Below are 20,919 nucleotides of genomic sequence, written 5' to 3' on the forward strand. Positions count from 1 at the left end.
CGCCGCGCGGTCGGAGCGGCGTCTCCCCTCAGTATTCGACGCGGTACCGTTGAGCAGAAGCGATGATTCGTGACCGGTACCGGTCAGCTGAGCTGATGAATCGGAGGAGCCTCCCGTGCTCGACGTCCGCCGCCTGGTCCTGCTGCGCGAGGTCGCCGTCCGCGGCACTCTCGCGGCCGCCGCCGAGGCCCTCGCCTACAGTCCGTCCGCCGTCTCGCAGCAGCTGAGCGTGCTCGAGCGCGAGACCGGCGTGGAGCTCCTGCGCAAGGTCGGGAGGCGCGTGCAGCTCACCCCGCAGGCCGAGATCCTCGTCGAGGCGGCGGGGGAGGTGCTCGCGCTGCTCGAGCGGGCGGAGGCGGCGCTCGCCGCGTCGGGGGAGTCGGTCACCGGACGCGTGCGCGTCGCGGTGTTCCAGTCGGCCGCCCTGGCGCTGATGCCTCGGGCGCTGCGCTTCGCCGCCGAGCGGTTCCCCGAGGTGCGGGTCGAGATGGTGCAGCGAGAACCGGAGGGGGCGCTGCACGAGACCTGGGCGCGCGAGTTCGACCTCGTGGTCGCCGAGCAGTACCCCGGCCACTCGACGTCCTGGCTGCCGGGTCTGGTGCGGGCCGACCTCACGAGCGACGCGATCCGGCTCGCGGTGCGCCGCGACTCCGCCGTGCTGCGCCTCGCCGACGCCCGCGACGAGGCCTGGGTGATGGAGCCGCGCGGCACCGCGAGCCGCCACTTCGCCGAGCAGCTGTGCCGGGTCGCCGGCTTCGAGCCCGACGTGCGCTTCGAGACGGCCGACCTGCAGGCGCAGATCCGCCTCGCCGCCTCCGGCAACGCGGTCGCACTGATGCCCGACCTGGTCTGGGCGGGCGGGGAGCCGGACTGCCGCCTGCTCGAGCTGCCGGGAGCGCCCCGGCGCACGATCTTCACGGCGCAGCGCGAGGCGGGGCTCGCGTCACCGGCGGTCCGGGTGTTCCGGGAGTGCCTGGAGGAGGCGGCGCGTGCGTACGCGTGACGGGGGCTGCTCCTCCCCATCCGCTCGATCCGAGCTCTCTCCACCGATCTCGGAGGACCGGACGCGCGGAGCACCGGTCGCTGCTTCACTGCGGAGATGACATCGGACGGAGAGACCCCGGCGCACGAGGCGCTGCTCGGTGAGGTGCGCGACCGCGGCGACCGGGCGGCCGAACTGGCGCGCGCGGCGTCCCCGATCCTGCTCGCCTCCGCGGAGGAGCTGTACGCGGGGTACCGGACGGCGATGGCGCAGCCGGAGTCCTTCGCCCGTGGGCTCGCCGATCCCGGCTCCGGCGACCTCGCTGCGAGATCCGTCCGGGCCGAACTCGCCGTCGCCCTCGGGATATCCGAGCGGGCGGTCGCGCGGGAGCTCGATCACGCGGCGATCCTGATCGAGGATCTCCCGCTCACCTGGGCGGCGCTCGCAGCGGCCCGGATGCGCTGGGAGGCGGGCCAGATCGTCTGCGCGATCGCAGCGACTCTGCCCGTCGGGTCCCGCCCCGCCTTCGACGAGCAGGCCGCCGACCTGGCCGTGGCGATCACCCCGACTCAGCTGCGGCGCGCGCTCGCCCGCCTGCGCGAGGAACTCCACCCGGAGCCACTGACCGAGCGTCACGCTCGAGCGCGCGAGGACCGGGCCGTGTGGATCGCCCCGGAGGCCGACGGCATGGCGATGCTGTGCGCTCATCTGCCCGCCACAGCCGCGCTGGGGATGTACAGCCGGCTCGACCGCATCGCCCGGACGCTGCGCGACGGCGCCGATCCCGACGGGGCCCCCGGCGACCAGCGGACCCTCGCGCAGCTGCGAGCCGACGCCCTCACCGACCTCGTCTGCGACGGAGATCTCGTCGGAACGATCCCCCGCACCGACCTCGAGAGCAGGGAGGCGGCCTACGTGCCGGGGATCCGCGCTCACGTGCGCCTCACCCTCACGGCGAGCACCGCGCTCGGCCTCGACGACGCGCCGGTCGAACTCGACGGCTACGGCCCCGTGCCCGCCGACTCCGCTCGGGCGCTGCTCGTCTCGACACTCACGCGCGTGGTGACCGAGCCGGACACCGGCGTGGTGCTCTCGGTCGGGCGCACGCACCGGCTTCCGCCCGAGCGGATGCGGCTCTTCGTGCAGCTGCGCGATGAGACCTGCCGGTTCCCCGGCTGCACTCGGCCCGCCTCGTCGGCCGAGGCCGATCACACCGTCGAATGGCGCTTCGGCGGCGAGACAGGGCCGCACAACCTCGCCTCGCTCTGCACCGCGCATCACCACGTCCGCCACGGTGATCGCTGGACGTATGTCCTCCATCCCGACGGCACCACCGACTGGACCACTCCGACCGGCCGCCGCGTCATCACCCGACCGCCGGGGCTGCGGCCGACGCCGGACGCCCCGCGCGTTCCGTCGGACGATTCTGCCGGCGCCGGCCAGGACCCGCCGGCTCTCTGACCGGTTCGGAACGAGGGAGAGGCCGCTCTGCGTGCCGCCGCCCGACGGCTGCAGGCGCCGGTGGCTCGAGACAATTCTGCTGACGGGTCTCGCGCCCGAGGCTCACGCCGGCGCGTGCACCAGCTCCGAGATCCGGCGCTTGTACTCGTTGAACTCCGGAGCCGTCACGTCGCGCTCCTCCGGCAGGTCGATCGGCACGATCTCGCTGATGTGGCCCGGCACCCCGTGCGAGGCGCCGCCCGTCATCACGACCACCCGGTCGGCGAGGTACACCGCCTCCTCGATCGAGTGCGTGACGAAGAGCACGGTCGTGCGCGTCTCGCGGTGGATGCGCTTGAGCTCGATCTGCAGATCGGAGCGGGTCAGCGCGTCCAGCGCCCCGAACGGCTCGTCCATCAGCAGCACCGACGGCTCGTTCGCGAGCACCCGGGCGATCGCGACGCGCTGTTGCATGCCTCCGGAGAGCTCGCCCGGGTACCGGTCGGCGAAGCGGGTGAGCCGAACCGCCTCGATGAAGCGGTCGGTCACCTCCGTCACGGCCGCCTTCGGCAGCTTCTTGCGACGCGGTCCGTACGCCACGTTCTCGCGCACGCTCAACCACGGGAAGAGGCCGTAGTCCTGGAACACGACGCCGCGGTCGGGTCCGGGCGCCGACACCGGGGTGCCGCCGACCTCGACCACCCCCTCGGTCGCCTCCTCGAACCCGGCGAGGATCCGCAGCAGCGTGGACTTGCCGCAGCCGCTCGCTCCGACCACGGCCACGAACTCGCCGGAGGGGATGTCCAGCGTCACGTCGGCCATGGCCAGCACGCCGCCGCCCGCGGTCTCGTAGCGCTTGACGAGGTCGAGCACGTGGACGTCCGCGGTGCGGACTGTGGGGGTCGCGACGGTCATCGGACGCTCCTGTTCAGAGGTGACGCGGTCATGAGATCAGCGGCCGGCGGCCGAACAGCAGGCGGAACACCAGCAGCAGCAGCCGGTCCGAGGCGAAGCCGGCGATCGCGATGCAGATCATCCCGACCACGATCAGGTCGGTCCGGACCACGTCGCGGGCGAGGAAGATCGTCGAGCCCAGCCCGGTGCTCACGCCCGTGGTCTCGCTCAGCACGAGCACGACCCACGCCAGCCCGAGCCCCACCCGCATGCCGTTGACGATCGCGGCGGCCGAGGCGGGCAGCACGACCCGCGCGAGCACGCCCGCGGTGCCGGTGCCCAGCATCCGCGCCGCCTCGATCAGCCGGGGCGGCACCTGGCGGGCGCCGCTGATGGTGCCCAGCACGATCGGGAAGAACGCCGACAGGGTGATCAGGAAGATCGACGCCTGGTCGCCGTAGCCGATGAGGAGAGCCACGAGCGGCACCCACGCGGTCGCGGGGACCGGGCGGAACAGGTTGATGAACGGGTCGAACAGCGAGTTCACGACGTAGTAGCGGCCCATCAGCACGCCCAGCGGCACTGCGAGGACCGTCGCCAGCGCGAAGCCGCCGAACACGCGTCCGGCGCTCGCACCCAGGTCGGTCCAGAGCAGCCCGCTGAACGCGTCGTTCCGCAGGCCCGCGAACGCGTAGTCGATCAGCGAGACCAGGACGTCGCCCGGGTAGGGGAGGAACGCCATCCGGATGCCGAACGGCAGCTCCCACTCGCCGGCGCGCCCGAACTGCCAGAGCAGGACGAAAAGGATCGGGACGGGCAGGCCGAGCAGGAACGTGGTCCAGCCGGATCGCCCGGGTCGGCGTCGCCGTTTCGCGGTCGCGAGCCGCTCGGTGGCGGTCGAGGGCTCGAGGGTCGTGGTCATCGCCGGGCCGATCAGGAGGTGGGCGCGAACGTCGTGTCGACGACGTCCTCGATCGCCGGCGCCTCGTCGATGAAGCCGAGCTGCTGCATCTGGCCGGCGAGCGCCTCGAGCTGGCCCTGGTACTCCTCGGTCAGGTCGGAGCGGAGCCAGAAGTTCTCGAGCGCCGACTCGAGCACGTCCTGGTCGCCGCCGAACTCGGCGATCATCTCGGGCAGCCACTCGTCGACGTTGTCGGCCATGTACTCGGTGGTCGCGGCGTGCGTGTCGACGACCTTCTGCACGACCTCCGGCTGCTCCTCGATCATCGCGCCGGTCGTGACGAGGCCGATGTTCACGCGGCCGATCGGAGTCGCGTACGGGTCGGCGATCTCGGTCGCGCCGGCCGCCTCCGCGATCGAGACCCCGATCTCGACGCCGAAGAACGCGTCGATCGAGCCGCTCGTGTACGCCGAGGCCATCTCAGGCACGGGGATCGTGGTCAGCTCGAGGTCGGAGTCGGTGAGGCCCGCCTCCTCGAGGTAGTAGCGGAGGGCGACCTCCTGGGCGCTGCCCTGGATGTAGCCGACCTTCTTGCCGGCGAGGTCCTCCACGGAGGAGATGCCCTCGCCGCCGAGGAAGCCCGAGCCGCCGTCGGCCGCCGAGGCGACGATCTTCAGGTCGCGATCCTGGGCGACGGAGGAGATGGTGGGGGTGACTCCGGAGATCGCGAAGTCGATCGTGCCGGCGACGAGCGCGTCCGACAGGGCGGGAGTGGTGTCGAGGGTGATCACCTCGAACTCCACGCCCTCCTCGGCGAACTGCTCGTAGAGGAACGGCTGGTAGAAGTGCGGCTGCCCGCGCAGCGTGCCGACCGTCACGGTGACGCTCTCGGCGTCGCCGCCCGATCCCGCGTCGGCGTCGCTCGCGCCGGAGCAGGCGACGAGCGAGAGGGTGGCGGCGAGGGCGCTGCCGAGGGCGAGGGCGCGGACGGCGGTGCGGGTGCGGGAGGTGGTCGGGCGCATGGTCGGGCTCCGTGAGGGTGGGGGATGGCTGCGGCCCGCCGTGCTGTCGGCGGGGCGGCCGGGTCGACTCCTACTCAACCGTGCGCAGATGCTGGGGGGTTTCTGAGGGGTTTCGGACGTGTAAAACCCGCGCCTGTTCACCCGCGCGGCCCCGGCCCGTCATCCTCCGTCCCTTCTTCGTGCGCCCGTCGGCGGGTACGGTCACCGCATGGCGACTGTGCGACGGCGCGAAGCGGTGGCTCTGCCCGTCGCCGCACTCGCGTTCGCGGCCGCCGCGGCCCTGTCCTTCGGCCTCGGCGACGCGCTCGAGACGGTCTCGGACGAGGCGTTCGCCCTGTCCTGGATCCTCGGTTGGGCGCTGCTCGTGTGGTCCGGACTGCTCGGGATCCTCGCCGTCGCGCTGCTCGCCACGCGTCGGCCGCTCTCCCGGGCCGGGCTGGGCGTCTGCGTCGCCGCTGTCGCGCTGATCGCGGTCGTGGTGGCGACGCATCCGCTCGTCGGCTCGGGGTCGGGCGCCGGCTGAGCCTCCGCCCCGGTCGAGCACCGAGAGTCAGACGCCCCAGTTCACGAACGGCGCGCGGAGGCCCGAGACGGTGATCTCGTCGTCGGCGAGCACCCCGACGGAGTTCGTCAGCTCGGTGCCGTCCAGGACTCCGACCGGCGTCCGGTCGAAGTCGAAGATGCCGAGGGAGTCGCCCTGCACGGCCTCGGGGTGCTCGTCGCGCACCTCGACGGCGGCGTCGCCCACCGCCACTCCGCTCAGCGTGCTGATCGCGACGTCGCCGACCGCGGGGGCGTTCACCGCGAGCAGGAAGTCGGGCTCGGGGTACTGGGACTCGGGCCCGCCCGCGTCGTAGACCTCGGTGTCCTTGAAGTCGAAGCCCGGCCAGCTCGAGTTGCGGGTCCGGTAGCCCTCGTAGGGGACGTCGTCGGACTCCGTGGGGGCGCTGCCGAACGCCTCGGTGAGGGCGGCCACCGCGCCGGTGGCGTCGCGGTACTCCCACGTGCCGAGCTCTGTGCCGGAGTCGTCGACCAGGGAGAAGGAGGTCGGACCGACGAGGAGGCTCGTGGCGTCGGCGGCGGTGGGAGCCGCGGTGGGAGTCGCCGTGGGGGTCGGCGTCGCCGGGTCGCTCGAGGGCGTGATGGTCGCCTCGGGCGCCGAGGTCGGGGCTCCGGCGGACGCGGTCGGCTCGGCCGCCGGATCGGCGGGAGTGCAGCCGGAGAGTGCGGCGAGGGCGGTGAGAGCGGCGACTCCGAGGAGCGTGCGGGAACGGACGTGCATGGTGGAGGACCCCCGGAGAGCGGACGACGAGCGGACGACGGAGGCGCTGATCGTCCCCCTCCGCTCAGTGTCGGGCCGAGCCGGTCCGCACACGCCCGGGCGCGGATAACGATCCGGTCGGTCCGCGAGGAGCCGCCGTCCACCCCTGTCGCTCCCGGCGCTCACCCGGTGGACTGACGACGTCCCGCGCACCGTGCGGGCACCGCGAGGAAGAAGGACCGCATGACCACCTGGCTCATCACCGGCTGCTCCACCGGGCTCGGACGCGCGCTCGCGCAGGCCGTCCTGGCTCATGGCGACGACGTCGTGGTGACCGCGCGCGACGTCGACTCCGTCCGCGACATCGTCGAGCCGTACCCGGAGACCGCGCTCGCCGTCGCCCTCGACGTCACCGACGAGACGCAGGTCGCCGCCGCGGTGCGCGCCGCCGAGGAGCGGTTCGGCCGGGTCGACGTGCTGGTCAACAACGCGGGCTACGGCTACCGCGCCGCCGTCGAGGAGGGCGAGGAGGAGGCCGTGCAGCGTCTGTTCGACACGCAGCTCTTCGGGTCCGTCCGCACGATCAAGGCGGTGCTGCCCGGGATGCGCTCGCGCCGCTCCGGCACCATCGTGAACCTCTCGTCGATCGGCGCGCGGATCTCGCCGGAGGGGTCCGGCTACTACGCCGCGGTGAAGGCCGCGATCGAGGCGCTGACGCTGTCGCTCCGCAAGGAGGTCGCTCCGCTGGGGATCCGCGCGTTCTCGGTCGAGCCCGGAGGGTTCCGCACCGACTTCGCGGGGCGCTCGCTCACGCAGTCGGCCGAGCCGATCGCCGACTACGCCGAGACGGCGGGGCGCCGGCGCAAGGAGGTCGACACGGCGCACGGCACGCAGGCCGGCGACCCGGAGCGGGCGGCGGCCGCGCTGATCCGCGTCGTCGAGTCGGGATCGACCCCGTCGCTCCTCCTGCTCGGGAACGACGCGCAGGACGCGTTCCGCGCCGCGCTCGACGCGTTGCGGACGGACGCCGACGAGTGGGAGGAGCTCGGCCGGAGCACCGACTTCGACTGACGCGGCGACCCTCAGCCCGCCGCCTGAGCGAAGGGTATTACCAGCAGCGTCGACGTGGCCGTCGCGACCCTACGCCGGGTCGGCCGGGTCTACGCGGACTCCCGCCGGACGAACTCCGTGGCGAGCTGCACGTGGGCCGGCTGCTCGCCGTCGATCTCGGCGAGCAGCAGCCGGGTCATCTCGCGGGCGATCCGCTCGAACGGCTGGCGCATCGTGGTGATGGCGGGGGAGGCGGCGCTCGCCGCGGGGCTGTCGTCGAAGCCGCCCACGGCGACGTCCTCGGGCACGCGGCGACCCGCGGCGACGAGCGTCGAGATCGCGCCGGCGGCCATCCGGTCGTTCGCGGCGAACACGGCGTCGACGCCGGGGGAGGAGTCGAGCAGTCGGGCCATGGCCTCGGCGCCGCTGCGCTCGGACCAGTCGCCGAACTCCACGGGGGCGGGCTGCGCGGCGACGTCGCCGAGCGCGTCGCGGAATCCGTCGACCCGGAGCGAGGCCCCCAGCCGGTCGTCCGGCCCGGCGATCATGGCGACCGAGCGGCGACCCAGGCTCAGCAGGTGCTCGGTCATGCGGCGCGCGCCCTCGCGGTCGTCGGCGGCGACCCAGCCCGCGTCGCCGCCGCGCCGCTCCGGAGTGCCGCAGCAGACGACGGGCAGGCCCGCCGCGCGCAGCTCGTCGAGGAGGGTGAGGTCGCGGCTCCACGACACGAGCATCACGCCGTCGACCTGACCGGTGCCGAGGAAGTCGAGGGCGTGCTGACGGGTGGCGGTGTCCGCGGCGAGGAGGAGGACCATCGCGTGGCCCTGCTCCGCCAGCGCCTTCGAGACGTGCGTGAGCAGGACGGCCACGTTGGGGTCGGCGAACAGGTGCTCGACGTCCTCGCCGAGCACGAACGCGATCGCCCCGCCGCGCTGCAGGCGCAGGCCCCGCGCGTGGGCGTTGGCGCGGTACCCGGTGCGGCGGACGGCCGCGTCCACGGCGTGCTGCGCCTCGGGGCTGACCCACCTGCCGCCGTTCAGCGCCCGCGAGACGGTGCCGCGCGAGACGCCAGCCGCCCGGGCGACGTCGTCGATGGTGGGGCGGCGCCGGGGCTCGCCGGGGGAGGACATGGGCCCAGTGTAGGCGGGCGACTGGAAACGATCACAGGACGAGACGCCGAGCTATGTCTTGCGGTCACTCACGGCAACGACTTCACGGCTGGGAGCGATTACAGCTAGCCTGTCCGCGCGGCGCACCTCACCGGTCGCCGCCGCCCGATCCGAAGGAGCCTCCTCGATGCCCGGAACCGCCGACGCGCCCGCCGACCGCGCCGTGACCGCCACCGCCCGGCACACCCCCTGGGAGCACGAGCGGCGCGAACCGCCGATGAGCACCGTCGAGGACCCCCACTCGCGCTACCGCCTGACCGACCGGTACGTCCTCCGCGACGGTGTGCCCTTCGTCCCCGTCTCGGGCGAGTTCCACCTCACCCGCGTCCCGCGCGAGCGGTGGGAGGAGCGGCTGCGGTTGATGCGCGCCGGTGGAGTGAGCGTCGTCTCGTTCTACGTCATCTGGATCCACCACGAGCCCTCGCGGGGCGAGCGCCGTTTCGACGGCGACCGCGACGTCGCCGCGTTCGTCGACCTCTGCGCCGAGGTCGGGCTCGACGTGATCCTGCGGATCGGCCCGTGGGCGCACGGCGAGGTCCGCAACGGCGGCTTCCCCGACTGGGTGCAGGAGGCGCCCGTGCGGCACCGCACCGACGATCCCGAGTACCTGGCGCTCGTCGAGCCCTGGTACGCGGCGATCGGCGAGCAGCTCGCGTCGCGCTGCGGACCCGACAGCCCGGTCGTCGCGATCCAGCTCGAGAACGAGCTCTACGACCAGCCCGAGCACCTGCGCACCCTCAAGCGGATGGCGCGCGCGGCCGGCCTCTCGGCTCCGATCTGGACCGCGACCGGCTGGGGTGGAGCCGACCTGCCGACCGATGCGGTGCTGCCGGTCTTCGGCGGCTACCCCGACGGCTTCTGGCTCGATCATGACCAGCCGTGGGACGACACGTTCCGCGAGCACTTCCTCTTCTCGCACGTCTGGGACGACCCGGGCATCGGCGCGGACCTGCGTCAGGGCGTCGCCCTCGAGGCTCCGCGCACCCCGTCCGAGGTGTACCCCGCCGCTACCTGTGAGCTCGGCGGCGGCATGGCGCTCGCCTACCAGCGCCGGCCGCGCGTCGAGGCGCTCGACGTCGCCGCGGTGGCGCACGACAAGATCGGCAACGGCTCGGCCTGGCAGGGCTACTACATGTTCGCCGGCGGCCGGAACCCCGGCCCCGACCTGCAGGAGTCGCAGGCGACCGGCTACCCGAACGACATGGCGGTCTACGACTACGACTTCCGCGCGCCGGTCGGAGCGACGGGCCGCACCGCCGCGAGCTTCGGGCTCCTGCGCCGCCAGCACGCGTTCCTCGCCGCCTTCGGCGCGACGCTCGCCGAGATGCCCTCGAGCCTCCCCGAGGTCCGTCCCGACGGGGTGCGCGACTCCACGACGCTCCGCTGGGCGCTGCGCAGCGACGGCACGAGCGGAGTGGTCCTCGTCACCTGGCACCAGCCGTACGAGCCCCTCGAGGAGCACCCGGGCGTGCGGTTCGAGGTGGTCCTCGACGAGCGGACGGTCGTGTTCCCGGACGAGCCGGTGCGGATCCCCGTGGGCACGATCGCGCACTGGCCGGTCGGGCTCGTGATCGCGGGCGTGGAGGTGGAGTGGGCGACCGCGTCGCTGTTCACGGTGCTGGGCGGCGAGCGGCCGACCCTGGTGCTGATCGCGGAGGAGAGGATCCCTCCGCGACTCCGCTTCGCGGACGGCACGGCGCTCGTGGTCGACGGCGCCGCGGTCGACGGCCCGCTCGTGCGTCTCGACGGCACGGAGCCCGTGCTCGTCACCGCCGCCGGAGCGCTCGACGTGCTCGTGCTGCCCGCCGCGGTCGGAGCGGACGCGTGGGCGCTCGAGGGCGACTCCGGTGTGCGGCTCGTGCTCAGCGCCGAGCCGGTGTGGACGGACGCCGACGGGCGGCTCGTCTCGGACGGCGCCGCGGTGCGCCCCGCCCCGCGCGAGTACCGCGACGGCGCGTTCGAGGAGCTGCCCGGCTCGATCGCGGCGCCCGCGGGGGCCGACTCGGTGCGCCCGGTCGAGGTGCGCGAGCTGCGCGCCGCTGGATCGCCCCCCGACTCCATCGGCGGCCTCGACGGCCGGGCCGCGGCTCCCCGGGACGCCGAGTTCGCCGCCCACGCCTCGGCGCACCGGCTGCTGCTGCCGCCCGCGTCGGGGCGCGCCGTCCGCCGCGAGCTCGAGATCGACTGGGCGGGGGACGTCGCGCGCGTCCTCGTGGACGGCGTCCTGCGCGCCGACCGCTTCTGGAACGCCGACGGCTGGGTGCTCGACCTCGACGACCTGGGCGTCGGAGCCGACTCGGCGGTCGTGGTCGAGATCCTGCCGCTCCCGCGCGCGGCCGAGGTCGGCCTGCCCGCCGACGCCCAGGCGCTGCGCGCCGCCGTCGACGGCGACCTGCACGAGCTGGGCGCCGTCCGTGTCGTCGACGTGTACCGCTGGACCCAGGCCTGAGCGGCGCTACCTGAAGGTGGGCCTCGGTGTGCGGTCTGCGGGTCGCGGGACGGCCCGCACAGTCGGCCCGCGTGCTGATCGAGTAGGCCGCGGGAGCGGCCGTATCGAGATCCGCGGCTCCTGAAGGAAGGGTCGGCGTGCCGATCCTTTCGGGGTGGCGGGTCTCGATACACCCCGGCGGGGCTACTCGACCAGCAAGGTCGAGCGGGCCCCACTTCTCCCGGGTGCCGCCCGACGCCCCCTCACGCCGCCAGGAAGCGGTCCGCCGTCCGCAGCGACAGCGCCATCGTCGCCAGCGCCGGGTTGGCGATCAGTGCGCTCGGGAACACCGAGTTGTCGCAGATCCAGAGGTTCGGCACGTCGAAGCTGCGCCCGTCGGCGTCGACGACCGCGTCGTCGCGGTCCTCGCCCATCCGGCAGGTGCCGAGGGTGTGCGCGGTGCGGGCGAGCACCCTCGTGCTCGTCGCTCCGGCGGCCTCGACGATCGCGGTCAGGGTGCGGATCGCGTGCCGGTCGATCGCGTCCTCGTTGGAGCCCGGGGAGAACGAGATCACAGCCTTGGGCACGCCCTGCTCGTCGAGCTCGTCGGTCAGCTCGAGGCGGTTGCCGTCCGAGGGCAGGCACTCGGCGTTGATGCCGACCCCGGCCAGGAAGCGGTAGCCGTCGAGCGCGTCCATCAGCTCGCGCCCCCACAGTCCGCCGCCGCGCACGAGCGTCGTGGCGAGGGTCAGCGGCATCACGCCGAGGCTCTGGATGAGGTACCCGCCCGCGAAGTCGGCGTCGGCCGGCCGCACGGTGTCCTCCGAGATGACGGAGGAGGGGTAGCCGCGGTAGCTGCGCATCTCGCTCTCGAAGGTGCCCCAGACCTGCGTCGCGCCGTGCGCGAGGAAGTTGCGGCCGACCTGGCCGCTGCTGTTCGCGACTCCGGTGTGCAGGAGCAGCCGCGGCGTCTCGACGCCGCCCGCGCAGAGGAACAGGGCGGAGCAGCGCTGCCGCCGCTCGACGCCCTCGGACGTGTAGAGGACCGCGCTCACGCGACCGGCCGCGTCCAGCTCGATCCCGTGCACGAACGACTCCGCGCGGATCTCGGCTCCCGCGCGGACGGCCGCGGGGAGATAGGTCGTGTCCATGCTCGCCTTGGCACCGGTGCGGCAGCCCTGGTGGCACTGGCCGCAGTTGATGCAGGCGGGCCGCTCGCCGTGGTCCGGCTGGTGGCGGCTTGCGCTGAGCACCGCGGCGGGGGCGTCGACGGCCCGCATCCCGAGCGCGGCGCAGCCGCGCAGCATCATGTCGGCCGAGGCGTTGCGGTCGACGGGACCCTGCAGGTAGCGGCGCGAGGGGTCCCACGGGTACTCGGCCGGCCCCGAGACTCCGATGAACGCCTCCACGGTCTCGATGTAGGAGGTCAGCTCCGCGTGCGCGATCGGCCAGTCGCGGCCGAGCCCCGACTCGGCGCGCAGGCGCAGGTCGCGCGGGTCTGGCCGCGGGGTGAACGCGCCCCAGTGCAGCGTCGATCCGCCCACACCGCGGCCGCTGTTGTTCGGGCCGAAGGCGGTGGGGGCGTCGCCGCCGCTCAGGCGCTCCTGCATCCAGTTGATCTCGGTCGCGACGGTCTCGTCGGACGTGTGGCTCCGGGCGTCGAAGTGCGGGCCGGCCTCGAGTGCGACGACCCGCAGGCCGCGGGCCGCGAGCGAGGCCAGCAGCGGCGCTCCTCCCGCGCCGGTGCCGACAACGACGGCGTCGACCGTCTCGTCGAGGTCGAACCGGCGCATAGTTGCGGTGTTCATCGCGGGCTCCTCGCCGTGGGCTCCCAGTCCTCGCGCTGATCCGCTCCGAGCGAGCGGAATCCGGCGAGGGGGAGGGTGTCGCCGCCGGACGCGTAGCCGTCGTAGCCGACGCGGGCCATGCTCGCCGGGTGGGCGAGCCACTGGCGCACGAGGTCGACGCGGCAGTCCTCGAACCAGGCGGTCAGCTGCTCCGGAGTCAGGGCGCCGACGGGAGCGGAGCCGTCGGCCACCGCGGTCAGCCGGTCGTCCTGCTCCGCAGGCGTCAGCGCCGCGAATCCGTCGAGGGAGTCCAGGCCCAGGCCGTACGCGATCGGGTCGGCGGGCAGCGCGGCGTTCCGCCAGCCGTCGCCCTGCCCGTCGGCCAGCTGGGCGTCGACGCGGGCCGCGAGGTCGATCCTGCCGCCGTCCTGCGGCACGACGCGGTCGGCGATCGCGCGCAGCGTCGCGAGCCGGGTCGGAGTGAGGACCCGGGGCGCGTAGTGCGGGTCGTCGGCGAGCAGCCGCTCGGCCAGCAGGGCCCGCACGCGGGTGGTGGTGCGGGCGGAGGCGATGGCGCGCGAGGCGTTCACGGGCACGGCGGGTCCGATGCCCGCCCGCTCGACCCAGAACGAGCGGATCGCGGTGGCGGCGCCCGTCGCGTCATCGAGCCGCAGCGTCGGGATCCGCCCGGCGACCTCGCCCGCGGCGCCGCCGATCAGCACGAGCCCGGCGAGGCCGAAGAGTCCCGAGCGCCCCGCGAGCGTGCGCGAGGCGACGAGTGCGGCGACCTCGCCTCCGCGGCCCTCTCCGGCGATCAGCCAGCGGGTCGAGCCGTGGAAGGCGACGGCCCGCACGACGTCCTGGACCGCGGAGTCCGGATCGCCCGGCTCGAGCGGCACGACGTCGAGCACGTCCTCGAGCTCCGGGGCGAGGGGGCCGGCGACCGCCGATCCCCGCTCCCGCACGACGAACAGGGCGGGACGCGCGAGGTCGCTCGACGGCATGGGGCTCCAGGTGAGCGGGCGTGCGGAGGGCACGGAGGGGGAGGGGGCCGGCGTGCTCGGAGCGGCGCCGGACCTCCATGCGACCACAGCGCCGCCGCCCATGTTGACCCTTGCGGCCGACGGGCACTCGTGCGAAGCGCGGAAGCCGTCCCGCCTTCTGAGCGCCGTCGGTCCGCGAGCCCGCGTCGGACGGCGCCGCCTTCGGCCCGATGCCCGAGCGGAGACTGCGCTGATCAGGAGAGGGCACCGCCGATGTTCTGCAGAGTGAGACGCTCGACGACGGTCAGCAGGATCAGGGTCAGTGCGCCGAGGTACACGAGCAGGCAGAGCGAGTCGAGGGCGATGCCGATCGCCGCGGTCCGGCGCGCGCTCTCCCTCGGTCGGACCACGGAAGCCTGCCCGAGGAGGCGTGGCGGCGGGGCGCGTGGCGCGAAACGCCGTCACCGAGCCGCCCGGCGACTCCCTCGGTCACTGTCGATCCCTAAAGTCGAGTGGTCGTCATGTTCGTGAGGAGTCATGTGGATCTGCTCGTCCTGCTCGTCGCCGTCGGTCTCGCGCTCGTCGCAGCCCTCCGGTTCCGCCGGTCCGGCCGCCCGGTGCTCAGGAGCTTCGGTCTCGCGGTCGATCGCCGCACGCCGATGCACGTCGTGGTCGGGATCGCAGTGTCCTTCTCCGCGGTCGCCGTCGTGTTCCTCGTCGAGCGAGCGCTCGGAGTCATCGACGTCCGGGCCGTGGAGCCGTCCCTGCCGGAGCTGGGGATGTGGACGGCTGTCATCGGTGCGATGGCGCTGATGGAGGAGCTGATGTTCCGAGTCCTGCTCCTGACCGGCGTGCTGGAGGTCGTGCGCAGCCTGCCGGCGGGCCGGTGGATCGGAGTCGGCGCGACCTCGATCGTCTTCGGACTCCTGCACCTCGGCAACCCCGATGCCACGATCGTCGGCGCCCTCGGAACGGCCCTCGGCGGGGCGCTCTGGAGCATCGCCTTCGTGGTCACCCGATCGCTCTGGCTACCGCTGGCCCTGCACGCGTCGTGGAACCTGAGCCTGGCCGTCTGGGGCCTCCCGATCAGCGGGATCTCCGTCGTGCCCGGCCGTTTCAGCACCCGACCGACCGATGGCGGCGTCCTCTCGGGCGGATCGTACGGGCCGGAGGCCGGGCTGGTCGGGATGCTCGCGCTGCTCCTGGTCGCGGCCGCGGTCCTCGCCTACGCCCGGCGGATCTGGCCGTCGGGCCGTCTCAGCACGCTGACCTTCGCGCCGGATCCGGGGTCCTGACCGTCTCCGCCGGGCTCAGCGCGTCCGCAGCGCCTCGAGCAGCGCCGCCGGCGTCTCCGGGTCGCGCAGGCTGATCGCGAATTCGCGCTCGCGGGTGGTCCGCACCACGAGACCCGGGCCCGCGTTCAGGATGAGCGCCGAGCGGCCCGGCATCATCCGGTAGCCCCAGCCGCCCCACTCCGCCGGCCGCAGCTCGGCCGTGCCGACCGAGGCGATCGTCTCGAGCGGGATGCGCCGCAGCGGGATCCCGAGCACCCGCGACACCACGCGGAGCCCGCGGCGGTCGGCCGTGACGCGCAGTCGGGTGAAGCCGAGGACCACGATCGCGCTCGCGCCGAGGACCACGGCCATCGCGATCGCGGGGCCCGTCGAGCCCTCGGCCAGCAGCGTCGACACCGCGACGGCCGCGGCGAGCGCCAGGACGACTCCGACGACCGCGAAGACCCGCCCGGTGACGGTGTGCGACCAGGCGCCCGACTCGGAATCGCCGAGCGCCATCCGCTCGACGCGCGTGCTCGACTCCGAGCGGCTGCGCGGAGCGACGGCGCCCGGCACCACCGCGTAGGCGAGGCCGCCGAGCAGCACGAGCAGCCAGGCGCCCAGCTGCGCGCCCTCGGCCGAGCCCGCCGCGAGCGTCGTGCCGACGGACGTCGCCCAGGCCGAGGCGCCGAGGCCGGCGACCAGTCCGAGGCACGAGAGCAGCATCCGCGAGCCGTGACCGAGTAGCGCGGCGACGATCCCCGCCACCGCCGGGGCGCCGGAGAGGACGAGCGCCAGGGCCAGCAGCGCGCCGACCGGGGCGGTCTCGTCGGCGGCGCCCGTCGAGGACCAGTGCGAGGCGAGGACGGGCGGCACGTCGAGCACGACCCGCGAGACGAGCACGGCGATCGCGGGCAGCAGGAGGGAGGCGGCGGCCAGCAGGGAGCGGGTGCGGTCGGTCACGGGGTGGTCCTCTCGATCAGGCGGATGAGCTCGGCGGGGCCGATCCCGCTGCGGCGGGCCTCGGCGACGAGCTGGTCGACGAGCGCGGTCACGCGCACGAGGCCGGGGCCGGCGGACTCCGCGATCCAGGCGCCCCGGCCGCGGCGCATCTGCAGGAGGCCGTCGTCGCGGAGCGCCGCGTAGGCGCGGAGCACGGTGTGCATGTTGATGTCGAGCGACTCGGCCAGCTCGCGGGCCGGAGGCAGGCGGTCGCCCGCCGAGAGCGCGCCCTCGGCGACGGCCGTGCGCACCTGCGACTCCAGCTGATCGGCCAGGGAGCGCGGCGAGGAGTGGTCGACGCGGAACAACATGTTCGCAATGTTAGTAGAACAAGTACCGCCGCCGCCAGGTCGCGACTCAGTGGGACAGCGCCAGGGACACCGCCAGCACGACCATCACGACCGCGACTCCCGCATCCAGCACCCGCCAGGCCGTCCGGCTCCGGAACAGCGGACGCAGCACCCGAGCCCCGAAGCCCAGCGCCGTGAACCACAGCACGCTGCCCACCACCGCCCCGACCCCGAAGAACCAGCGCTCGTCGCCGTGCGTGTTCGCGACGGACCCCAGCAGCACCACCGTGTCGAGGTAGACGTGCGGATTCAGGAGCGTCAGCGCCAGGCAGGTCGTGATGGCCGTCCGCAGCGAGGTGGACGCGCCCGCCGGGTCACCGTCGAGCGTGCCGGGGCGGAGCGCGCGCTTCGCAGCGAGGACCGCGTAGCCCAGCAGGAACGCGATGCCGCCCCAGCGGATCACGACCAGCAGCCACGGCGCCGACTCGAGCACCGCGCCGATGCCCGCGATGCCGAGCACGATCAGCGCCGCGTCGCAGAGCGCGCAGATCGCCACCACGGCGAGGACGTGCTCGCGCCGGAGCCCCTGCCGGAGCACGAAGGCGTTCTGAGCGCCGATGGCGATGATGAGCGAGAGGCCGAAGCCGAGGCCGGACACGGCGGCGAGGAGGGGGGACACGGTTCGACGGTAGAACGTCCCGTTTGTGTAGACCAGCTCATGCTCCTTCACTACCGTAAGCAGAACTGATGCTGACCGACGACCTCGACCTCTCCCGCCTGCGCGCGCTGGCCGCCGCCGTGCGGCACGGCTCCTTCGACGCGGCCGCCCGCGCCCTGCACGTGACCCCCTCGGCGCTCAGCCAGCGGATCAAGGCGCTCGAGACCGCGGCCGGGCGCGTGCTCCTCGTGCGCTCGCGCCCGGTCGTCGCCACCGAGGCCGGAGCCGGGCTCCTCCGGCTCGCCCGTCAGATCGAGCTGCTCGCCGAGGACGCCGTGCGCGCGCTGGGCGGCGACGAGGCGGAGGGAGCCGGCCCGGTGCCCCTCGCGCTCGCCGTCAACGCCGACTCGCTGGCCACCTGGGTCCTCCCGGCGCTCGCCGGCGTGCCCGGCGCCGTCTTCGAGCTGCACCGCGAGGATCAGGAGCACACGACCGCGTTCCTCCGCGACGGCACGGTGATCGCGGCGGTCACGGCCGAGTCGGAGGCGGTGCTCGGCTGCTCCGTCGCTCCGCTGGGCGTCATGCGCTACCGGGCGATGGCCGCGCCCGCGTTCGCCGAGCGCTGGTTCCCCTCGGGCGGGCTCGAGGGGCTCGCCGAGGCGCCCGTCGTCGTCTTCGACGAGAAGGACCGCCTGCAGGAGCGGTTCCTCGCCGCCCACGCGCCCGGAGCCGCTCCGCCCCGGCACCGCGTGCCCGGCTCGACCGACTTCGAAGCGGCCGTGCGGCTCGGCCTGGGGTGGGGCATGCTGCCGGAGCTGCAGGCCCCGGTGGGCGATCCCGGCCTCGTCGCGCTGGGCGGCGACCCGGTCGACATCCCCCTCTACTGGCAGCAGTGGTCGCTCCGGACGCCGAGCCTCGACGCGGTCGCCGCGGCGATCGCCGAGGCCGCCCGCGCGAGCCTGCGCTGAGCGCGGGTCAGACCGCGAACACGTCGCTCAGCGTCACCGTCTCGAGCGAGCGCGCGACGAGGAGGTCGACCAGCTGCGCGTAGACCTGCGTGACGGGATCGAAGTTCGCGTGCCCGATCACGATGCGCTGCGGCTGGAACCACTCGTCGGCGAAGGCCAGCACCTGGTCCGTCGTGATGCGGCCGGAGTCGGACAGCGAGCCGTACCAGAGGGTGGTCGCCGTGTAGCCGATCCCCGCGGCGGCGGCCCGGCTCGCGGCGTCGGTGTAGCCGAACGGCGGCCGGTAGAACGGCGCGGCCTCGACCCCGTAGGTCGAGCGGATGAACTCGCCGTTCCGGCCGAGCTCCTCCTGCACCCCGTCGGAGCCCAGGCTCGTGAGGTCGACGTGCGACCAGGTGTGGTTCGCGAGCTGCACCTGGCCCGAGGCGACGAGCGGAGCGAGCGCCGGCGCGCACACGGTCCACGAGTCGTACTGACCGTTGAGGAAGAAGGTGAGGCGCGTGCCGGTGTCCTTCGCGAACTGCGCGTAGGCGGCGACGACCTCGGTGTCGGCGCCGTCGTCGACCGTCCACGCCATCGCGTTCCCGACGCCGGCCGGCAGCTCGGTGATGATCCCCTCGGGCAGCGGCACCCGGGCGCGCACCGGCACGGGCGTCGCGGTCGCGGTCGGAACCGGGCGCGGCGGGGGAGTCGGAGTCGGAGTGGCCGCCACCGGCACCGCCGTCAGCGGCGCGGGTCTCGGGTCGGCGGTGCAGCCGCTCAGCCCCACCGCGGCCGACGCGATGCCCAGCAGCAGCGCGCGGCGCCTCAGCGATTCCATGGTCCCCCCTCGACGGCGCGCCGATCCCCCCGGAGCGCCCGAGCGACCGTACCGTGCCGCCGCACGCCGCCGCTCGAGCAGCGCGCGGCGCGGCGGGGTGGTGCCTCCGCGCGCTCGGCGGGAGGATGGAGCAATGTCTGGGAAAGCACTTTCCGTCGAGGAGATCGTCGACGGGCGGCATCCGCTGCGCAGCGTCGTCGGCCTGCTGCGGAGGCGTCCGCGCCGCATCCTCGCCGCCGTCGCCTTCTTCGCGGTGAAGGACACCCCGCTCTGGTTCCTGCCCGTCGTCACCGCCGAGGTGATCGACATCGTCGTCGCGGGCGGGCCGAGCAGTGGACTCCTGCTGTGGTCGGTGATCGCCCTGGTGCTGCTCGCGCAGAACTACCCCAACCACGTGATGTTCGTGCGGCTGTTCATGGGCACGGTCCGCGACATGGGCGCGGATCTGCGCAAGGCCATCGCGAACCGCCTGCAGCTGCTCTCGATCGGCTTCCACGCCCGGGCGAACAGCGCGATCGTGCAGACCAAGGTGGTCCGCGACGTCGAGAACATCGAGACGATGCTGCAGCAGACCGCGAATCCGCTGCTCTCGGCGGTGATGGTGCTGATCGGAGCCGTCACGATGACGGCGCTCAACGTGCCGGCCTTCCTCCCCGTCTACGCCCTCGCGATCCCGCTCGCGGTGCTGCTGCGACGGATCCTGCAGCGGCGCAGCATGCAGCGCAACGAGCAGTTCCGCCGCGAGGTCGAGCGCTTCTCGGCGACCGTCGGAGCGATGGCCACCCTCATGCCCGTCACCCGCGCGCACGGCCTCGAGCAGACCGCGGTCCGCACCGTCGCCACCGGCGCCGAGGGTGTGCGCGAGGCCGGCTTCGAGCTCGACCTGCTCAACGGGCGCTTCGCCTCGCTGTCGTGGGTGAGCCTGCAGCTGCTCGGAGTCGGCTGCCTGGTGCTCGCCGCGTGGGTCTCGATCTCGGGATGGCTCCCCGTCACTCCGGGTCAGGTCGTGCTGCTGAGCAGCTACTTCGCGCTCCTCACCTCCTCCATGACCAACCTGCTGATGCTGCTCCCGCTCGCGGCGCGCGGCTCCGAGTCGGTCCGCTCCATCGCCGAGGTCCTCGAGGACCCCGACCTCGAGCACAACGAGGGCAAGCGCGCGGTCGGCCGGGTCGCCGGGCGCATCACTCTCGAGGGCGTCGACTTCCGCTACGGCGACGACGGAGCGGCCCTGCACGGCATCGACCTCGATCTGCGCCCGGGCGAGACGGTCGCCTTCGTCGGCGCCTCCGGATCGGGCAAGTCGACCCTGCTGAACGTGGTGCTGGGCTTCCTCCGGCCCACGAAGGGCCGGATCCTGCTCGACGGGGTCGACATGGAATCGCTCGACCTCCGCACCTTCCGCCGCTCCGTCTCGGTGGTGCCGCAGGAGTCGGTGCTCTTCGAGGGCACGATCCGCGACAACATCGCCTACGGCCTCGGCGACGTGTCCGACGAGCGGATGGAGGCGGCGCTGCGCGACGCGAACGCGTGGGAGATCGTCGAGTCGCTGCCCGACGGCTGGGACTCCGTCGTGGGGGAGCGCGGCGCCCGCCTGTCGGGCGGCCAGCGCCAGCGGCTCTCGATCGCCCGCGCCCTCATCCGCGACCCCCGCGTGCTGCTGCTGGACGAGGCGACGAGCGCCCTCGACCCGGAGTCGGAGGCGCTGATCAAGGAGGCGCTCGGCCGGCTGACGGCGGGACGCACCACGCTGGTCGTCGCGCACCGCTTCTCGACCATCCGCTCGGCCGACCGCATCGTCGTGCTCGAGCGCGGGCGCATCGCGGAGTGGGGCTCGCACGACGAGCTGCTCGCCGTCGGCGGGCACTACGCGCGGATGCACGCGGCGCAGTCGGGGTGAGGGGCTCGTGCCTCCCGTGCTCTTGCAGCCCGCGGGCCGCGTCGCCTAAGCTACTCAGGTTGCGTGCATCTGCACGCGCTTGCGCGCTGCCCG

20 protein-coding genes are annotated in these 20,919 nt (G+C 73.8%); 8 read left to right on the forward strand and 12 right to left on the reverse strand.

What is annotated here, in order from left to right; all coding sequences use genetic code 11:
- Positions 1–115: 115 nt before the first annotated feature.
- Together ASF48_RS02880 and ASF48_RS02885 are read left to right on the forward strand one after the other, a co-directional pair.
- Positions 116–1,003, forward strand: a complete 888-nt coding sequence (locus ASF48_RS02880; protein ID WP_055786098.1) for a LysR substrate-binding domain-containing protein — start codon at positions 116–118, stop codon at positions 1,001–1,003.
- Between the two features lie 96 nt (positions 1,004–1,099).
- Entirely contained in the window at positions 1,100–2,443 is a 1,344-nt protein-coding gene (locus tag ASF48_RS02885) for an HNH endonuclease signature motif containing protein (RefSeq protein WP_055786101.1), read from the forward strand.
- Positions 2,444–2,545: 102 nt separating this feature from the next.
- On the opposite strand, the gene ASF48_RS02890 is transcribed toward ASF48_RS02885, so the two are convergent.
- The 3 genes from ASF48_RS02890 to ASF48_RS02900 are packed head-to-tail and all read right to left on the reverse strand — an operon-like array spanning position 2,546 to position 5,239.
- Positions 2,546–3,337 carry an ABC transporter ATP-binding protein gene (locus tag ASF48_RS02890; protein ID WP_055786104.1) on the reverse strand — a complete coding sequence of 264 codons (792 nt, stop codon included), beginning with the start codon at positions 3,335–3,337 and terminating at the stop codon, positions 2,546–2,548.
- 28 nt (positions 3,338–3,365) lie between these two features.
- On the reverse strand, positions 3,366–4,238 hold the full coding sequence (locus ASF48_RS02895; protein WP_055786107.1) for an ABC transporter permease: 873 nt from the start codon (positions 4,236–4,238) through the stop codon (positions 3,366–3,368).
- Positions 4,239–4,249: 11 nt separating this feature from the next.
- Positions 4,250–5,239, reverse strand: coding sequence for an ABC transporter substrate-binding protein (locus tag ASF48_RS02900; RefSeq protein ID WP_055786111.1), 990 nt, complete (start codon positions 5,237–5,239; stop codon positions 4,250–4,252).
- A 208-nt stretch (positions 5,240–5,447) separates the two neighbouring features.
- Here ASF48_RS02900 and ASF48_RS02905 point away from each other — a divergent pair, with 208 nt between their 5' ends.
- Positions 5,448–5,762, forward strand: a complete 315-nt coding sequence (locus ASF48_RS02905; RefSeq protein ID WP_157603029.1) for a hypothetical protein — start codon at positions 5,448–5,450, stop codon at positions 5,760–5,762.
- 27 nt (positions 5,763–5,789) lie between these two features.
- On the opposite strand, the gene ASF48_RS02910 is transcribed toward ASF48_RS02905, so the two are convergent.
- Complete coding sequence (locus ASF48_RS02910) at positions 5,790–6,521, reverse strand: hypothetical protein (protein WP_055786119.1); 732 nt, start codon at positions 6,519–6,521, stop codon at positions 5,790–5,792.
- Between the two features lie 222 nt (positions 6,522–6,743).
- On the opposite strand from ASF48_RS02910, the gene ASF48_RS02915 reads away from it, so the two are divergent.
- Positions 6,744–7,571, forward strand: a complete 828-nt coding sequence (locus ASF48_RS02915; RefSeq protein ID WP_055786122.1) for an oxidoreductase — start codon at positions 6,744–6,746, stop codon at positions 7,569–7,571.
- 89 nt (positions 7,572–7,660) lie between these two features.
- Here the strand turns inward: ASF48_RS02915 and ASF48_RS02920 are convergent, their stop codons facing one another.
- The gene (locus ASF48_RS02920) at positions 7,661–8,680 is read right to left on the reverse strand and encodes a LacI family DNA-binding transcriptional regulator (RefSeq protein ID WP_055786124.1); all 1,020 of its coding nucleotides are present in this window, start codon (positions 8,678–8,680) and stop codon (positions 7,661–7,663) included.
- A 166-nt stretch (positions 8,681–8,846) separates the two neighbouring features.
- On the opposite strand from ASF48_RS02920, the gene ASF48_RS02925 reads away from it, so the two are divergent.
- Entirely contained in the window at positions 8,847–11,168 is a 2,322-nt protein-coding gene (locus tag ASF48_RS02925; protein WP_055786126.1) for a beta-galactosidase, read from the forward strand.
- Positions 11,169–11,410: 242 nt separating this feature from the next.
- Here the strand turns inward: ASF48_RS02925 and ASF48_RS02930 are convergent, their stop codons facing one another.
- The 3 genes from ASF48_RS02930 to ASF48_RS19235 form a co-directional block, all read right to left on the reverse strand.
- Positions 11,411–12,955: a GMC oxidoreductase gene (locus tag ASF48_RS02930; protein WP_055786129.1), complete on the reverse strand. Its 1,545-nt coding sequence runs from the start codon at positions 12,953–12,955 to the stop codon at positions 11,411–11,413.
- The gene (locus ASF48_RS02935) at positions 12,952–13,971 is read right to left on the reverse strand and encodes a gluconate 2-dehydrogenase subunit 3 family protein (RefSeq protein ID WP_157603030.1); all 1,020 of its coding nucleotides are present in this window, start codon (positions 13,969–13,971) and stop codon (positions 12,952–12,954) included. Before ASF48_RS02935 ends, ASF48_RS02930 begins: the two co-directional genes overlap by 4 nt.
- Positions 13,972–14,171: 200 nt before the next feature.
- A complete protein-coding gene (locus ASF48_RS19235) occupies positions 14,172–14,327 on the reverse strand; it encodes a hypothetical protein (RefSeq protein ID WP_157603031.1) in 156 nt (51 codons plus the stop codon).
- Between the two features lie 129 nt (positions 14,328–14,456).
- Here ASF48_RS19235 and ASF48_RS02940 point away from each other — a divergent pair, with 129 nt between their 5' ends.
- Complete coding sequence (locus ASF48_RS02940) at positions 14,457–15,212, forward strand: CPBP family intramembrane glutamic endopeptidase (RefSeq protein WP_055786135.1); 756 nt, start codon at positions 14,457–14,459, stop codon at positions 15,210–15,212.
- Between the two features lie 15 nt (positions 15,213–15,227).
- Here the strand turns inward: ASF48_RS02940 and ASF48_RS02945 are convergent, their stop codons facing one another.
- The 3 genes from ASF48_RS02945 to ASF48_RS02955 are packed head-to-tail and all read right to left on the reverse strand — an operon-like array spanning position 15,228 to position 17,162.
- Positions 15,228–16,154, reverse strand: a complete 927-nt coding sequence (locus tag ASF48_RS02945) for a hypothetical protein (protein WP_055786138.1) — start codon at positions 16,152–16,154, stop codon at positions 15,228–15,230.
- Entirely contained in the window at positions 16,151–16,504 is a 354-nt protein-coding gene (locus ASF48_RS02950) for a GntR family transcriptional regulator (RefSeq protein WP_055786142.1), read from the reverse strand. Before ASF48_RS02950 ends, ASF48_RS02945 begins: the two co-directional genes overlap by 4 nt.
- A gap of 46 nt (positions 16,505–16,550) precedes the next feature.
- Positions 16,551–17,162 carry a LysE/ArgO family amino acid transporter gene (locus tag ASF48_RS02955; protein WP_055786146.1) on the reverse strand — a complete coding sequence of 204 codons (612 nt, stop codon included), beginning with the start codon at positions 17,160–17,162 and terminating at the stop codon, positions 16,551–16,553.
- Positions 17,163–17,230: 68 nt separating this feature from the next.
- Here ASF48_RS02955 and ASF48_RS02960 point away from each other — a divergent pair, with 68 nt between their 5' ends.
- The gene (locus tag ASF48_RS02960; RefSeq protein ID WP_055786149.1) at positions 17,231–18,109 is read left to right on the forward strand and encodes a LysR family transcriptional regulator ArgP; all 879 of its coding nucleotides are present in this window, start codon (positions 17,231–17,233) and stop codon (positions 18,107–18,109) included.
- 7 nt (positions 18,110–18,116) lie between these two features.
- Here ASF48_RS02960 and ASF48_RS02965 read toward each other — a convergent pair whose 3' ends face one another.
- A complete protein-coding gene (locus ASF48_RS02965) occupies positions 18,117–18,929 on the reverse strand; it encodes a polysaccharide deacetylase family protein (RefSeq protein ID WP_157603032.1) in 813 nt (270 codons plus the stop codon).
- 133 nt (positions 18,930–19,062) lie between these two features.
- Between ASF48_RS02965 and ASF48_RS02970 the strand changes: the two genes are divergently transcribed.
- Positions 19,063–20,826, forward strand: coding sequence for an ABC transporter ATP-binding protein (locus ASF48_RS02970; RefSeq protein ID WP_055786152.1), 1,764 nt, complete (start codon positions 19,063–19,065; stop codon positions 20,824–20,826).
- Positions 20,827–20,919 lie beyond the last annotated feature (93 nt).

This window comes from Rathayibacter sp. Leaf299 (assembly GCF_001423055.1).
Taxonomy (GTDB): domain Bacteria; phylum Actinomycetota; class Actinomycetes; order Actinomycetales; family Microbacteriaceae; genus Rathayibacter; species Rathayibacter caricis.

Coding starts and splice junctions, on each gene's coding strand:
- ASF48_RS02960 (WP_055786149.1), top strand. CDS start 17,231: ATGCTGACCGACGACCTCGACCTCTCCCGCCTGCGCGCGCTGGCCGCC.
- ASF48_RS02930 (WP_055786129.1), bottom strand. CDS start 12,955: ATGAACACCGCAACTATGCGCCGGTTCGACCTCGACGAGACGGTCGAC.
- ASF48_RS02905 (WP_157603029.1), top strand. CDS start 5,448: ATGGCGACTGTGCGACGGCGCGAAGCGGTGGCTCTGCCCGTCGCCGCA.
- ASF48_RS02950 (WP_055786142.1), bottom strand. CDS start 16,504: ATGTTGTTCCGCGTCGACCACTCCTCGCCGCGCTCCCTGGCCGATCAG.
- ASF48_RS02910 (WP_055786119.1), bottom strand. CDS start 6,521: ATGCACGTCCGTTCCCGCACGCTCCTCGGAGTCGCCGCTCTCACCGCC.
- ASF48_RS02920 (WP_055786124.1), bottom strand. CDS start 8,680: ATGTCCTCCCCCGGCGAGCCCCGGCGCCGCCCCACCATCGACGACGTC.
- ASF48_RS02890 (WP_055786104.1), bottom strand. CDS start 3,337: ATGACCGTCGCGACCCCCACAGTCCGCACCGCGGACGTCCACGTGCTC.
- ASF48_RS02925 (WP_055786126.1), top strand. CDS start 8,847: ATGCCCGGAACCGCCGACGCGCCCGCCGACCGCGCCGTGACCGCCACC.
- ASF48_RS02895 (WP_055786107.1), bottom strand. CDS start 4,238: ATGACCACGACCCTCGAGCCCTCGACCGCCACCGAGCGGCTCGCGACC.
- ASF48_RS02915 (WP_055786122.1), top strand. CDS start 6,744: ATGACCACCTGGCTCATCACCGGCTGCTCCACCGGGCTCGGACGCGCG.
- ASF48_RS02965 (WP_157603032.1), bottom strand. CDS start 18,929: ATGGAATCGCTGAGGCGCCGCGCGCTGCTGCTGGGCATCGCGTCGGCC.
- ASF48_RS02885 (WP_055786101.1), top strand. CDS start 1,100: ATGACATCGGACGGAGAGACCCCGGCGCACGAGGCGCTGCTCGGTGAG.
- ASF48_RS02970 (WP_055786152.1), top strand. CDS start 19,063: ATGTCTGGGAAAGCACTTTCCGTCGAGGAGATCGTCGACGGGCGGCAT.
- ASF48_RS02900 (WP_055786111.1), bottom strand. CDS start 5,239: ATGCGCCCGACCACCTCCCGCACCCGCACCGCCGTCCGCGCCCTCGCC.